Origin of the sequence: Halorussus amylolyticus, assembly GCF_004143485.2 — an archaeon.
GTDB classification, from domain to species: domain Archaea; phylum Halobacteriota; class Halobacteria; order Halobacteriales; family Haladaptataceae; genus Halorussus; species Halorussus amylolyticus.
The window spans coordinates 40,924-53,280 of the sequence record NZ_ML974137.1 but is presented as its reverse complement, the minus strand read 5'-3'; the positions used below and the strand labels follow the sequence as shown (position 1 = coordinate 53,280).

Below are 12,357 nucleotides of genomic sequence, written 5' to 3'. Positions count from 1 at the left end.
GTCGCCGTCGAGAACGAATGATTCGAACGTTTTTGATGCTCGGGGGCATAGTTTCACCTATGACACTCGACGTAGTAACCGACCACGACGAGGCCCACCCCATCATCGACACCCACTGCCACCAACCCACCGAGGAGTTCCTCCACACCGCGGGTGGACAGATGATGGAAGACGCCGCCAAGAAGTTCGGCGCGGAGATGGAGACCGACACCTACGAGAACCTCATCGAGGAGTACCACGAGGCCGGAATCGGGCGGGCGGTCCTGCTCGGGTGGGACGCCGAGACCAACACCGGCAACCCTCCGGTTCCGAACGACTACGTGGCCGAGATTCGCGACGAGTACGACGACTTCTTCGTCGGATTCGCGAGCGTGGACCCGCTGAAAGACGACTGCGTACAGGAGGCCGAGCGCGCCGTCAGGGACCTCGACCTCTCGGGGTTCAAATTCCAGCAAATCGCGCAGGGCTTCGACCCGAGCGACCCCGAACACGACGACCTCTGGGCGACTATCGAGGAGTTGGGCGTCCCGGTCGTGTTCCACGGCGGCAACTCCACGCTCGGTGCGGGCGCACCCGGCGGGCGAGGCCTCAAAATCAAGCACGGAAATCCGATGCTGATTGACGACGTGGCGGCCGAGCATCCCGACCTCCAGATTCTCATCGCCCATCCTGCGTTCCCGTGGGAGCGCGAGCAGTTGGCCATCTGCCAGCAGAAGGGCAACGTCTACATGGACCTCTCGGGGTGGCTCCCGCGGTACATCGACGAGCAGGTGCTTCATTACGCGAAGACCCTTCTCAAGGACAAGGTGATGTTCGGCACCGACTACCCGATGATTTCGCCGGGCGAGTGGCTCGACCAGTTCGCCGAACTCGACTTCTCCGAGGAAGTCCAGCGCAAGATTCTGTGGGAGAACGCCGAGGAGTTCCTCAGTCTCTAATCGGCCATGCCAGCGAACGCAAAGCGCGCGGTAATCGTGGGCGCATCGTCTGGCATCGGCGCGGCACTCGCCCGCGAACTCGCCGCCGATGGGTACGAGGTCGGACTCGCGGCCCGGCGACTCGACCGTCTCGAATCGCTCGGCGAAGCCCTTCCCACGAAGGCCTACGTCGCCAGAATCGACGTGTCGGAACCCGACGAAGCGATGGGTCGGCTCCGGAGGCTCTTCGGTGCGATGGGCGAAGTCGAACTCGTCGTCCTCGCCGCGGGCGTCGGCGAGACGAACTGGGACCTCGACTGGGAGGTCGAACGCCGAACCATCGACGTGAACGTCCGGGGGTTCGCCGCGGCGGCAAACGTCGCGCTCGACCACTTCGAGGCCCGCGACGGGGGGCACCTCGTCGGGATTTCCTCGGTGGCGGGGCTGTTCGGCAACGCCGCGGTGCCGGGGTACAGCGCGTCGAAGGCGTGGGTCTCGAACTATCTCGACGGCCTCCGGTACCGCGCCGGGAGCCGAGACGCCGACATCGCCGTGACCGACGTTCGACCGGGCTACGTCGATACCGAGATGGCGACCGGCGGGAGTCGGTTCTGGGAGGTCTCGGCCAAGACGGCGGCCCGAGCCATTCGGCGGGCAATCGAGCGCGAGGCGCGCCGGGCCTACGTCCCGCGGCGGTGGCGACTCGCGGCGTGGGTGCTAAAGGCGCTTCCCGACGCGGCGTTTCGCAGGATGTTCTCGTAACTGTCGGTAGTCACTCGAATTCGGAGTCCCGACTACTCACTCGAACTCGGGGTCCCGCCCCTCCAGAAACGCCGCCACGCCCTCTTCGTGTTCGGGCGTGGCGTACGCCAGCGACTGAGTCAGATTCTCGTAGTCCATCGCTTCTTGCCACCCGTTACCCAGATTCTCGTGGATGGCGCGCTTCGCCAATCCGATGGTCTTCGTCGGGCGCTTTCGAAGCGTATCGAGCAGGTCCGCGACCGCAGAGTCGAGTTCGTCGTCGGGCACAGCCTCGTTGATGAGTCCCAGCTCGGCCGCCTCACCGGCCGAGAAGAACTCCCCGGTAAAGGCGAGTCGCTTCGCGGTTCGAAGCCCGACAAGTCGCGGCAGGAGGAAGGTCCCGCCCGTGTCGGGGATCAGCCCCACGCGGACGAACGCGCAACTGAACGTCGCGGACTCGACGGCGTAGGCGAAGTCCGAAACGGCCGCGATGGCGAGACCCGCGCCCACGGCGTCGCCGTTCACCTTCGCGACGATTGGGACCCGTGCCGAGAGGGCTTCCTCGACCACGCGCCCGAACGTCTCGCCGATGCGTTCGTAGGCTTCCTCGGGCGTCTCCTCGCGCGCGGCCATCGACTGAACGTCGCCGCCCGCGCTGAACGCCTCGCCCTCGCCCGTGAGGACGATAGCGTCGAGTTCCGCGGGGTCCGCGTCGGCGAGTACCTCGGCGAGTTCCTCGGCCGTGTCGGTGGTGAAGGCGTTCATGACCTCGGGGCGGTCGAAGGTGACGGTTCGAATCCCGTCGTCGTCGGTGACGTTCATGGATGGATGGTTTCGGGCGACCGGGATAAGGATACCCACTGTCCGCGACCGACCGGCGTCGAGACGCGTCGGGTGAAATTAAGTGTCCGGACGCAGACGCGCCAGACGAGATGACTCGAAAGCCAGACGCGACCGAGACCTACTCGGTCACGCGCTTCAAACGAGACGACCCCGACCGAGGCGACTACGTCGAAATCGACGGCAAGACGGCGATAATCGAGGAGATACTCGGCGGCCGTGCCCGCGTCAACTTCGGAGTGGTCGGCGGCGACGACGCCGACGTGGACACCTGCTCGGTCGCGGACATCGACGCGGACTCTCCGGACCCCGGTGACTTCGTGACCATCGACGGCGAGCGAGCGGTCGTCGAGGAGATACTCGGCGGTCGCGCCCGCGTCAACTTCAGCGTCGAGTGACCGTCGCGAATCGAGTGACTATCGCGCGTCGAATGGCCGACACTGTCGGTTCGCCCGTCTCCGACTCCCGCTGTCGACGGAGTCGTGTCGCACGGACCCTGAACGGGCGAAACCGAAGACGTGTCTTTTTATTGCCCGGTCGGCCAAATCGCCCGTATGGACATCGAACGCTTCTTCGAGGAGATGCCGTTCGCCGACCTGCTCGGCGTCGAGGTGACCGAGGCCGACGACGGCCACGCCGAGGGCCGGGTCGAGATGCGCGAGGAACTCTCGTGGAACGCCGACCGGATGATGGCCCACGGCGGGGTCACATTCACCCTCGCCGACACGGTGGGCGGCGCGGCGCTCGTCTCGGTAGTGGACCAGCCGGTGCCCACCATCGACATGCGAATCGACTACCTCGAAGCCGGGACCGGCGACCTGCGGGCGGAGGCCGAGGTAGTGCGATGCGGAAGCGACGTGGGCGTCGTGGATGTCGAGGTCGTTTCGGAGGACGGCACGACGGTCGCGGACGCGCGCGGAGTGTACAAAACGGGATAGCCTCAGCACCGAACGGGGCGGCCTCGTCGCCGCGAACGCGGCGACGAGGCCGCTCGGTCGTGACGACGCTATCCGTTCGCGGGAACGGCGTCCAACTGGCCGTCATCGGCGTATTCCGAGTTCACGGCGAGTTCATCCGCGATGCCCGACGCGAGCAGGAGCACCGCCTCTCTGTGGCGGGCTTTCGGTTTGTGGGCGTGGGCCGGTCGGACGCCGAGCGATTCGTACTCCTCGAACGCGCCGTCGATGGCTCCCTCGCGTTCGAGGTGCCGTTTCAAAAGTCGAAACAGCGAGTGGAGGTAGACGAGTTCGGTCTTCTGCATGCTCGAATCGTACGCGCTCGACGTCAGTAAGTGCCGCGGCCCGCGAGATGCGTCTCTGACCGTCAGCTGCGTCTGCGGCTCACTCGACGGTCGATTTCCCGCCGGTCCACCCGAGCAACCGCGAGACGGCGTTCACCACCAGCACGACCGCCGCACCGACGCCGACGATGACGCCGATTCCGCCCTGCTGGACGAGGAGTACCGCGAGCAGGAGCGCGATTAGTTCGAGCGTCTGATGGATGTATCGGAGTCTGCGAGCGATTTCGGGGTCGGCCATGCGGTGTTCGTTTCGGCCGAGCTACAAATTCAATGCGGTTCGGCGGCGAGAAATCGAGAGGCGGCCACAATCTACTTTCCCGTTGCTTCTCTCGGGTCACGTATGAACGAAGCTCTCCGAAAGCGACTCGACGCGATAATTGCACTGCTCGCGGTCGTCGCCTTTCTGCTCGCAGGAGTGGTCGTTGCCGTCGGTGGCGGCGACTTCCTCGCGCTGCTCGTGTTCGTCGGCGCGGTCGTCGGCATCTTGGCGCGGGTGGCGTTTCCGGACCTCCAAGGCCTGGATGTCGGGACGGACTGCGATGTCGGCCCGGAACGCGATACGTCGTAGCGACCCGCTCACCCGAACACCTGCCCGAACAGCGCGGCTTGCCCACGCCGCAGACGCTCCAGAAACGCCGATTTGCTGATATCCAACTCCGCAGCGACCTCGCTCGCGGTCGCTCCGCGCGGCACCGAAAAGTAGCCCCTCCCGAGCGCGGTTCGCAGGGCCGCCTCCTGTGCGGGCGTGAGGTCCCATCGCTGAGCGACCGCCTCGTCGTCCTCGCCCCGAAGCGGTGAGACGCGCTCCAGCGAGACGCCCACGGTCTCGGCCGCGGCTTCGAGGACGCCCTGTAGCACGTCGTGACCGACGACCGCACCGGTGTATCGCTCGACGCCCTCCCGATACTGCAGACTCTCGGCCATGAATCCCTCGTCGGTCAACGCGTGGACGACGCAGGGGTGCTTGGATAGGCATCGGAAATTCGTCCTGCTGTCGGTGGTCGAGACGTGGAGATACCGAATCCGGTCGTCGCTGTCGAGCGCTTCGGCGAGACCAGTGGCTCGCTCACCCGCGCTAAATCGGAGAAGTGCGTAATCGTCGCGCCGGAGTTGCGGGGGCCGGGCGTCGATAGTGGTTTTCGTTTCGCGGGTGGCTTCGGCGAGCGGGCAGTCGTCGCCCGTGACGCTGAACTCCACGACGAGACACTCGTCTATCATGGATTCGGGATATCACTGGGGGTGTTTTCGCTAGAGGCTTCGGCAGTGGGTACGCGAATGAGAAGACCTCGAAAGCCCCCGCCCGGTCGCGGTCGCTCACCGACATATCGCCGCGCTCTCCGCACGGCCCGCGCGGCGATAGGGGTCGCTGAGACGACCATGGGCCTGCGGCCCGCGACCGGGCGGCCCCTTTCATTCCCACCCCCCGGCGTCTGTCGAACCGAGCGCAGGAGGTTCGAGGTGGAGTTCCGCTTCGAATTCATAACGGTCGTTCGCGCGGGAAGTATTTAAAAGCAGTCTATGGGCGGGTGAATCGGTATGTCGGGCGAGCGCGAAGATTCTCGCATGGATATCGAGCAGGTCAAAGAGCGCGCCGGACCGCGCGAATTTAGTCCGAAGGACGACCTTCCGGAGGACTACCGGAAGGCCGCCACGCGGATGATTCAGTTCCACGCGAACAGCGAGATAATGGGGGCGTACCTCGAAAAGCCGTTCATCCGGCAGGCTCCGAGCCTCGACCGAAAGCTGGCGTTCTCGGCGAAGGTCCAAGACGAAATCGGCCACGGCCAACTGCTGTATCGCGCTGCGGAATCACTCGGCGTCAAATCTCGCGACCAGATGCTCGACGAACTCGCGGCGGGCGAGGGGAAGTTCCTCAACTGCTTCCACTACCCGATGGAGAACTGGGCCGAGGTGCCGATGATTGCGTTCTTCGTGGACGGCGCGGCGATGCGCCGCCAAGCGACGTTGAAGCGCACGAGCTGGGAACCCTACGCCCACGCGATGGACAAGGTGTGCTTCGAGGAGGGGTTCCACGTCAAACACGGCGAGGACATCATGCGCGAACTGGCGACCGGGTCGAAGAAAGAACAGGAGATGCTGCAGGACGCCTTCGAGACGTGGTGGCCCCGCATCATCCAGTTCTTCGGGCCGACTAACGAGAAGTCCACCCACCACGACTTCTCGGCGGACGTGGGGCTGAAGACGATGACGAACGACGAACTCCGCAACGCCTTCCTCAACGCCTACATCCCGAAGGCCCGGAAGTACGGTCTCGAACTCCCCGACACGCCGCGGATTCGGGACAACGACGACGGCACCTACGAGGTCGTCGAGGAAGACCTCGACTGGGACGAGTTCTTCACCGTCGCGAAGAACGAGTACGAGCCCGGAAAGGGTCAGATTAACACCCGCGCGGCGGCCCAAGACGCGGTCGAGTGGGTCCGGAACAGTTTGGACGACTGGGAGAGCAAGGGCGGGGCGACGACCCCGCAGGCGGCAGACTAACCATGATTTGGGAAGTGTTCAGACAGGAGGAAGCCGGCAAGTATCACACCCACTGCGGGAACGTCCACGCGCCTGACCGAGAGATGGCGAAACTGTTCGCCCAGATTCAGCACGGTCGCCGGAAGCCGACCAACAGCCTCTGGGTCGTCCCGAAAGAGGAAATCGGCGAGGTGGACACCGACGACGCCGCGTTCGGCGGCACCACCGACAAGTCCTACCGGTGGGTGATGGGGTACAAGGACTTGGACGCCGCGTTCGCTCAGGAAATCGCCGACTCCGAGAGCGAGCAGGAGGCGGCCGACCGACAGAAGCAGGCCCAGCGAGGTGACGACTGATGGCGGTCGAACAGGCCGGACTCGGTACGCCCGACGACCTGAGCGACGAGGAGCGCGAAGCGGTCGAGACCCTGCTCTACCGACTCGCCGACGACGAACTCGTGCTCGGCGAGCGATACACCGAGTGGCAGGTCCGCGCGCCCACCCTCGAATCCGACCTCGCGCTGGCGAACATCGCCCAGGACGAGTTCGGCCACGCTCGGCTCTGGTACGACCTCCTGCAGGACTTCGGTGCGGACGAAGCCGACCTCATCTACGAGCGCGACCCCGCCGACTTCCGCCACTCGACGCTGGTGGAACTCCCGTTCGAGGAAGGCGACTGGGCCGACGCCATCGTCCGGTCGTACCTTTACGACGTGGCCGAGGACGTCCGACTGGAGGCGCTCGCCGGAACGTCGTACCCCCGAATCGCCGACCGCGTGGGGAAGGTCCGGAGCGAGGAGGAGTACCACCAAGAACACGCCCAGAACTGGCTGGAACGACTGGCCGACGACGAGGAGGGCCGCGCCCGACTGCAAGAGGCCATCGACCGCCTCCTTCCGTACGCGCTGACGCTGTTCGAGGGCGACGAAATCGACGCTCGCATCGACGACCTCGGAATTCGAACCGAGTCGCTCGATTCGATGCGCGAGCAGTGGTTCGACATCGCGCTTCCGTTCTGCCGGTCGCTCGGCCTCGACACGCCCGAGGGAATCCGCGAGGACCCCAAATCGTTCCTGCCCGAGCAGGTCGGCAGGGACGGCGACCACACCGACGACTGGCGCGACCTTCACGACGAGATGACCCACACCTACCGCGAACTCGGCCGGACCGAAGCCCACAAGATAATGCCCGACCCGGACGAGACCGATGAGTAGCGACGTTCCCGTCGGCGGGGACGCCGAGAACGGCGACCCCGCCGACAGCGACCCGTCGAATCCCGACGCCGCGGCGTCGGGATTCGACGCGACCGAGTACGACCCGGACTTCGACCCCGAGAATCCGGAGTCGTGCGAGGGTGACGCGGCGAAGTCCGACGACTTCGCCGCGTCAGCGTCGGCCTGCGCGTACACCGACTACTCGCCGGGCGGGAAGAATCCGGACGACCTACCCGCGACCGGCGAGGGCGCGGAAGGCGTTGAGGCCCGAATCTGGGACGCCCTCTACGACGTGGAGGACCCCGAGATGCCGGTCTCGGTCGTGGACCTCGGACTGATTTACGGTGCCGAAGTGGACTCAGACGGCCGCGCCGACGTGGAGATGACCCTGACGTACACCGGCTGCCCGGCGCGCGATATGCTGACCGACGAAATCGAGGCCGCGGTTGCGGGCGTCGAAGGCGTCGAATCGGCGAATCTCCGACTCGTCTGGACCCCTGAGTGGTCCATCGAGATGGTCACCGAGACCGGAAAGGACGACCTCCGTGAGTTCGGACTGAGCGTGTAATCATGAGACGACTCGACCCCAGCGTGGACACGACCGGCGAGGACAGTGGCGTGGAGTGCCCGTACTGCGAATCCACCGACACCGAGCGCGAACACCCGAAGGGACCGTCGCTCTGCCGGTCGATGCACTACTGCAACGACTGTGAACAGCCGTTCGAGAAGTTCGAGTGACCGGTCCCAGCGAGGACTCGGGAGGACCGAAGCCGTCAGCGAGCCGGAACGAAGTGGAGGAATGGAAACTCGATGACACCGCGTGCGCCCCGGTGGCGGGCGCGTTCGAGTGGGGGGACCGCAGGCGGCGCGATTCGGAACGGCGACGACTCGGACCAGTCTCGCGGTGGAACCGCGTTTCGGCCATTCGGCAGTATCTGCATAGCTTTTGTGGCCGTTCGCTGACGAGTCGCCCGACCACCCGGGCCGACACGTTCTTGGCCGAATCCGTCGCAGGACCGAGTATGTCGGGAGAGCGCCCGGACCGCGAGAGCCTTCGGCGAGGGATGACCGTCGAAATCGAGCAGTCGAACGCTGACAACGACGCTCCGATTCGCGGCGAGATTCGGACCGTCTTCGAAGACGAGAGTCCGAAGGGAGCCAAGGTGAAACTCGAATCGGGCGTCACCGGGTGGGTCGAACGAATCGTTCCAGAGTAGCGTCCCGTTCGACGCTCCCTTCGAGCGCGAGCAGTCGCTCTTTGAGTTCGAGACCGCCCGACGCCGAGTAGCCGCCGAGCGAGTCGGCACCGACCACCCGGTGGCACGGCACGACTATCGGAACCGGGTTCGCGCCGCAGGCCTGCCCGACCGCGACCGCCGCGGTGTCGAGTTCGTCGGCGAGGTCTCCGTAGGTCCGAGTCTCGCCGTACGGTATCGACGCCATCGCGTCCATCACGCTCCCCCCGAAGTCGTCGGGGACCGCGACCGGAAGGTCGAACGTTCGTCGCTCGCCCGCGACGTAGGCCGCAACCTGCTCGCGGATTTCGGCTTCGGGCGCGTCGATTCGCGACTCGTCGATTCCGACCGCGTGACCCCAGAGTTCGACGTTCATAGGCTCCGACTCGGAGCGCGGCGACTTCTCGATTCCGGTTCACTCGACCCCGACCGAGGTGCCCCCTCGCGCTCCGGAGGCGTGAGTCGGAGGCGCCCGTTCGGATACTCGGCGTTCGCCCGCCCGTCGCGACCGCCGTCCCGAAATTTCCCCGAACCGACTCCTTTTCGGCCTCCCGTCCCTATCCCGCGGTATGGCTACCCGTGACGCGGGCGACCCCGAGCAGGACGCGCGCGCCGATTACGACTATCAGTCCGACGAGACGCCGCGACCGGGACTCGTCTCCGACCTCCAGCGTCTCGTGGACGGCGAGGTTCGGTTCGACAGCTACTCCCGAGAACTCTACGCGACCGACGCCAGCGCCTACGAGGTGACCCCTATCGGCGTCGTGCTTCCAGCCTCGACCGAGGACGTGTCGGCGGTGATGGCGTACTGCGCCGACCGCGAGATTTCGGTGCTTCCCCGGGGCGGCGGCACGAGTCTCGCGGGCCAAGCCGTCAACGAAGCCGTCGTCCTCGATTTCACGGCTCACATGGGCAACATCGTCAGCATCGACCCGGACTGCGCTCGCGCGCGAGCGCAGTCCGGGGCGGTCCTCGCGGAACTCAACGCCGAACTCGAACCCCACGGTCTCAAATTCGCGCCCGACCCGGCGGCGGGCGACCGGAGCGCGCTCGGCGGCGCAATCGGCAACAATTCGACGGGCGCACACTCGCTGAAGTACGGCAAGACCGACGCCTACGTCGAGGAGTGTGAGGTCGTCCTCGCGGACGGCACCGTGACCACCTTCGGCGAGATGGAAATCGAGGAACTTCGCGAGGAGGCCGACTCCGAGGGCGGTCTCGAAGCCCGTATTTACGCCGAGGTCGTCCGAATTCTCGACGACGAGCGCGGGGCAATCGACGAGGCGTACCCCCAACTCAAGCGGAACGTCTCGGGCTACAATCTCGATAGGCTCGTCACCGAAGCCGAATCGGGTACCGTCAACCTCGCGCGCCTGCTCGCGGGGAGCGAGGGCACCCTCGCAATCGTGACCGAGGCGGAGGTCGGTCTGGAACCGATTCCCGAGACCAAGTCGATGGCGCTGCTGGCCTACGGCGACCTGCTCGACGCGATGGACGACGTGGCCCCGATTCTCGACCACGACCCCGCCGCGGTCGAGGTGCTCGACGACGTGCTGGTGGAGTTGGCGCGCGACACCGAAGAGTTCGCCGACGTGGTCGGGATGCTTCCGGACGGGACCGACTCGGTCCTGCTCGTGGAGTTCTACGCCGATAGCGACGAGGAGGGCCGCGAGAAGGTCTCTGACCTTCTCGCGGACCGAGAAGGCGACCGCGCGTTCGCCGCGATGGAGGCCCACGACGACGACGAGCGCGCCCGGTTCTGGAAGCTCCGGAAGTCCGGGCTTCCCATTCTGCTCTCGCGTACCTCCGACGCCAAGCACATCTCCTTTATCGAGGACGCCGCGGTTCCGCCCGAGAACCTCGCGGAGTACGTCGCGGACTTTCGGGCGGTACTGGAGGAAAACGACACCTACGCCAGCTTTTACGCCCACGCCGGACCGGGGTGTCTCCACGTTCGGCCGCTCGTGGACACCAAGAGTCCGGCGGGCGTGAACCAGATGGAGGCCATCGCGGACGCCGTGACCGATTTGGTGGTCGAGTACGGCGGGTCGGTGTCGGGCGAACACGGCGACGGCCGCGCCCGGACCCAGTGGAATCGCAAACTGTACGGCGACCACGTCTGGGGCGTCTTCCGCGACCTCAAGACCGCGTTCGACCCCGACTGGCTCCTGAACCCCGGGCAAGTCTGTGGCGACGTGGATATGACCGAGAATCTGCGATTCGACCCGGACTACGAGTTCTCGGCGGAATTCGACCCGGCGCTGAACTGGGACAACGAGAACGGCTTTCAGGGAATGGTCGAACTCTGTCACGGCTGTGGCGGGTGTCGCGGCCAGCAAGACACCACGGGCGGCGTGATGTGTCCGACCTACCGGGCGGCCGACGAGGAGAGCACCGCGACCAGAGGCCGGGCGAATCTGCTTCGGCAGGCCATGTCGGGGGAGTGGGAGGCGGCGCACGCCGCCTCCTCGGAGCGGGCGAAGCCCGCGGAGACGGGCGAGCAGTTCGACACCGAGTTCATGGCCGAGGTGATGGACCTCTGCATCGGCTGTAAGGGATGTGCCCGCGACTGCCCCTCGGAGGTCGATATGGCCAAGCTCAAGGCCGAAATCGAACACGAACACCACCAGCAACACGGCGCGAGCTTTCGGGAGCGCGCGTTCGCCAACGTCGAGACGCTCTCGAAGATGGGGAGCAAACTCGCGCCCGTCTCCAACTGGGCGAGCAAGGTGCCGGGCGCGCGATTCGTGATGGAGAAGACGGTCGGCATCGCCAGCGAGCGAAGCCTTCCCACCTTCCACCGCGAGAGCCTGACCGCTTGGTTCGAGGACCGGGGTGGCCCCCGAGTGACCGAGTCCGACGCGACTCGAAAGGTCCTGCTCTTTCCGGACACCTACACGAACTACAATCACCCACAAGCCGGAAAAGCCGCGGTCAGAGTCCTCGAAGCCGCGGGCGTCCACGTCCGCATCCCCGAGGATGTGACCGATTCGGGACGGCCCGCGTTCTCGAAGGGCTTTCTCGACGCGGCGCGTTCGCGCGCCGCGTCGAACGTCGCGGCGCTCGACCCCCGAGTTCGGGACGGGTGGGACGTCGTGGTGGTCGAACCCTCCGACGCCGTGATGGTCCAGTCGGACTACCTCGACCTGTTGGGGGCGAGCGATTCCAAGACCGACCACCACCGGAGCGCCGAGCGCGTGGCGGCGAACACCTACGGTGCGCTGGAGTACCTCGACACCTTCGAGTTCGACGTCGAATTCGACGCGCCCGAGGAGACGCTGACCTACCACGGCCACTGCCACCAGAAGGCGACCAAGAAGGACCACCACGCCGCCGCGGTCCTCCGGGAGGTGGGCTACGAGGTGAACGCGCTCGACTCGGGGTGTTGTGGCATGGCCGGAAGCTTCGGCTACGAGGCCGAACACTACTCGATGAGTCGGGCTATCGGTGAGATTCTGTTCGAGCAGGTCGCGGACAGCGACGGCGACACCGTGGTCGCGCCCGGCGCGTCTTGTCGAACTCAGCTCGGAGATTCGGAGGCGAGCGCGGACGAGCCGCCCCACCCCATCGAGAAGGTTTCTGAAGCGATACGATACTGACGGTACAAAAACATTTAAGTATCTTATA

16 protein-coding genes and 1 pseudogene are annotated in these 12,357 nt (G+C 65.7%); 12 read left to right on the top strand and 5 right to left on the bottom strand.

From position 1 onward, the window contains the following. The first annotated feature begins 59 nt into the window (after window positions 1-59). Together EKH81_RS14325 and EKH81_RS14320 are read left to right on the top strand one after the other, a co-directional pair. Window positions 60-938: an amidohydrolase family protein gene (locus EKH81_RS14325; protein WP_132060186.1), complete on the top strand. Its 879-nt coding sequence runs from the start codon at window positions 60-62 to the stop codon at window positions 936-938. A 6-nt stretch (window positions 939-944) separates the two neighbouring features. Further along, on the top strand, window positions 945-1,679 hold the full coding sequence (locus tag EKH81_RS14320) for an SDR family NAD(P)-dependent oxidoreductase (protein WP_132060184.1): 735 nt from the start codon (window positions 945-947) through the stop codon (window positions 1,677-1,679). Window positions 1,680-1,715: 36 nt separating this feature from the next. Here EKH81_RS14320 and EKH81_RS14315 read toward each other — a convergent pair whose 3' ends face one another. Further along, entirely contained in the window at window positions 1,716-2,480 is a 765-nt protein-coding gene (locus EKH81_RS14315) for an enoyl-CoA hydratase/isomerase family protein (protein ID WP_132060182.1), read from the bottom strand. Between the two features lie 110 nt (window positions 2,481-2,590). Between EKH81_RS14315 and EKH81_RS14310 the strand changes: the two genes are divergently transcribed. Then, window positions 2,591-2,896 carry a hypothetical protein gene (locus tag EKH81_RS14310; protein ID WP_132060180.1) on the top strand — a complete coding sequence of 102 codons (306 nt, stop codon included), beginning with the start codon at window positions 2,591-2,593 and terminating at the stop codon, window positions 2,894-2,896. Between the two features lie 156 nt (window positions 2,897-3,052). Beyond that, entirely contained in the window at window positions 3,053-3,436 is a 384-nt protein-coding gene (locus EKH81_RS14305) for a PaaI family thioesterase (RefSeq protein WP_132060178.1), read from the top strand. Window positions 3,437-3,504: 68 nt separating this feature from the next. Here EKH81_RS14305 and EKH81_RS14300 read toward each other — a convergent pair whose 3' ends face one another. Then, window positions 3,505-3,759, bottom strand: a complete 255-nt coding sequence (locus EKH81_RS14300; RefSeq protein ID WP_132060176.1) for a UPF0058 family protein — start codon at window positions 3,757-3,759, stop codon at window positions 3,505-3,507. A gap of 79 nt (window positions 3,760-3,838) precedes the next feature. Then, window positions 3,839-4,036 carry a hypothetical protein gene (locus EKH81_RS14295; RefSeq protein ID WP_132060174.1) on the bottom strand — a complete coding sequence of 66 codons (198 nt, stop codon included), beginning with the start codon at window positions 4,034-4,036 and terminating at the stop codon, window positions 3,839-3,841. Between the two features lie 102 nt (window positions 4,037-4,138). Here EKH81_RS14295 and EKH81_RS14290 point away from each other — a divergent pair, with 102 nt between their 5' ends. Then, window positions 4,139-4,366, top strand: a complete 228-nt coding sequence (locus EKH81_RS14290; RefSeq protein ID WP_132060172.1) for a hypothetical protein — start codon at window positions 4,139-4,141, stop codon at window positions 4,364-4,366. Window positions 4,367-4,374: 8 nt separating this feature from the next. On the opposite strand, the gene EKH81_RS14285 is transcribed toward EKH81_RS14290, so the two are convergent. After that, a complete protein-coding gene (locus EKH81_RS14285) occupies window positions 4,375-5,016 on the bottom strand; it encodes a helix-turn-helix domain-containing protein (RefSeq protein WP_132060170.1) in 642 nt (213 codons plus the stop codon). A gap of 345 nt (window positions 5,017-5,361) precedes the next feature. Between EKH81_RS14285 and paaA the strand changes: the two genes are divergently transcribed. The 6 genes and pseudogenes from paaA (at window position 5,362) to EKH81_RS14255 (ending at window position 8,712) form a co-directional block, all read left to right on the top strand. Next, window positions 5,362-6,303: a 1,2-phenylacetyl-CoA epoxidase subunit PaaA gene (gene paaA, locus EKH81_RS14280; RefSeq protein ID WP_132060168.1), complete on the top strand. Its 942-nt coding sequence runs from the start codon at window positions 5,362-5,364 to the stop codon at window positions 6,301-6,303. 2 nt (window positions 6,304-6,305) lie between these two features. After that, the gene (gene paaB / locus EKH81_RS14275; protein WP_132060166.1) at window positions 6,306-6,638 is read left to right on the top strand and encodes a 1,2-phenylacetyl-CoA epoxidase subunit PaaB; all 333 of its coding nucleotides are present in this window, start codon (window positions 6,306-6,308) and stop codon (window positions 6,636-6,638) included. Continuing rightward, complete coding sequence (paaC, locus tag EKH81_RS14270; RefSeq protein WP_132060164.1) at window positions 6,638-7,495, top strand: 1,2-phenylacetyl-CoA epoxidase subunit PaaC; 858 nt, start codon at window positions 6,638-6,640, stop codon at window positions 7,493-7,495. Before paaB ends, paaC begins: the two co-directional genes overlap by 1 nt. A 169-nt stretch (window positions 7,496-7,664) precedes the next feature. After that, window positions 7,665-8,063 (top strand): annotated as a pseudogene (gene paaD, locus EKH81_RS14265) (1,2-phenylacetyl-CoA epoxidase subunit PaaD); the annotation flags it as partial. Between the two features lie 2 nt (window positions 8,064-8,065). After that, complete coding sequence (gene paaE / locus EKH81_RS14260; protein WP_162224636.1) at window positions 8,066-8,233, top strand: 1,2-phenylacetyl-CoA epoxidase subunit PaaE; 168 nt, start codon at window positions 8,066-8,068, stop codon at window positions 8,231-8,233. A 284-nt stretch (window positions 8,234-8,517) separates the two neighbouring features. Beyond that, window positions 8,518-8,712 carry a DUF2196 domain-containing protein gene (locus tag EKH81_RS14255; RefSeq protein ID WP_132060160.1) on the top strand — a complete coding sequence of 65 codons (195 nt, stop codon included), beginning with the start codon at window positions 8,518-8,520 and terminating at the stop codon, window positions 8,710-8,712. Here EKH81_RS14255 and EKH81_RS14250 read toward each other — a convergent pair. After that, window positions 8,678-9,106: a methylated-DNA--[protein]-cysteine S-methyltransferase gene (locus EKH81_RS14250; protein WP_132060158.1), complete on the bottom strand. Its 429-nt coding sequence runs from the start codon at window positions 9,104-9,106 to the stop codon at window positions 8,678-8,680. The two genes, EKH81_RS14255 and EKH81_RS14250, sit on opposite strands and share 35 nt — an antisense overlap. A 193-nt stretch (window positions 9,107-9,299) precedes the next feature. On the opposite strand from EKH81_RS14250, the gene EKH81_RS14245 reads away from it, so the two are divergent. Continuing rightward, window positions 9,300-12,329 (top strand): FAD-binding and (Fe-S)-binding domain-containing protein, encoded by a 3,030-nt coding sequence (locus EKH81_RS14245; protein ID WP_132060156.1) that lies wholly within the window; start codon window positions 9,300-9,302, stop codon window positions 12,327-12,329. The last annotated feature ends 28 nt before the right edge of the window (window positions 12,330-12,357 follow it).

What these genes read in the sequence shown, in the direction of transcription:
- EKH81_RS14300 (WP_132060176.1), bottom strand. Translation starts at nt 3,759, where the DNA reads ATGCAGAAGACCGAACTCGTCTACCTCCACTCGCTGTTTCGACTTTTG.
- EKH81_RS14305 (WP_132060178.1), top strand. Translation starts at nt 3,053, where the DNA reads ATGGACATCGAACGCTTCTTCGAGGAGATGCCGTTCGCCGACCTGCTC.
- paaE (WP_162224636.1), top strand. Translation starts at nt 8,066, where the DNA reads ATGAGACGACTCGACCCCAGCGTGGACACGACCGGCGAGGACAGTGGC.
- paaC (WP_132060164.1), top strand. Translation starts at nt 6,638, where the DNA reads ATGGCGGTCGAACAGGCCGGACTCGGTACGCCCGACGACCTGAGCGAC.
- paaB (WP_132060166.1), top strand. Translation starts at nt 6,306, where the DNA reads ATGATTTGGGAAGTGTTCAGACAGGAGGAAGCCGGCAAGTATCACACC.
- EKH81_RS14320 (WP_132060184.1), top strand. Translation starts at nt 945, where the DNA reads ATGCCAGCGAACGCAAAGCGCGCGGTAATCGTGGGCGCATCGTCTGGC.
- EKH81_RS14325 (WP_132060186.1), top strand. Translation starts at nt 60, where the DNA reads ATGACACTCGACGTAGTAACCGACCACGACGAGGCCCACCCCATCATC.
- EKH81_RS14295 (WP_132060174.1), bottom strand. Translation starts at nt 4,036, where the DNA reads ATGGCCGACCCCGAAATCGCTCGCAGACTCCGATACATCCATCAGACG.
- EKH81_RS14315 (WP_132060182.1), bottom strand. Translation starts at nt 2,480, where the DNA reads ATGAACGTCACCGACGACGACGGGATTCGAACCGTCACCTTCGACCGC.
- EKH81_RS14285 (WP_132060170.1), bottom strand. Translation starts at nt 5,016, where the DNA reads ATGATAGACGAGTGTCTCGTCGTGGAGTTCAGCGTCACGGGCGACGAC.
- EKH81_RS14250 (WP_132060158.1), bottom strand. Translation starts at nt 9,106, where the DNA reads ATGAACGTCGAACTCTGGGGTCACGCGGTCGGAATCGACGAGTCGCGA.
- EKH81_RS14245 (WP_132060156.1), top strand. Translation starts at nt 9,300, where the DNA reads ATGGCTACCCGTGACGCGGGCGACCCCGAGCAGGACGCGCGCGCCGAT.
- paaA (WP_132060168.1), top strand. Translation starts at nt 5,362, where the DNA reads ATGGATATCGAGCAGGTCAAAGAGCGCGCCGGACCGCGCGAATTTAGT.
- EKH81_RS14290 (WP_132060172.1), top strand. Translation starts at nt 4,139, where the DNA reads ATGAACGAAGCTCTCCGAAAGCGACTCGACGCGATAATTGCACTGCTC.
- EKH81_RS14255 (WP_132060160.1), top strand. Translation starts at nt 8,518, where the DNA reads ATGTCGGGAGAGCGCCCGGACCGCGAGAGCCTTCGGCGAGGGATGACC.
- EKH81_RS14310 (WP_132060180.1), top strand. Translation starts at nt 2,591, where the DNA reads ATGACTCGAAAGCCAGACGCGACCGAGACCTACTCGGTCACGCGCTTC.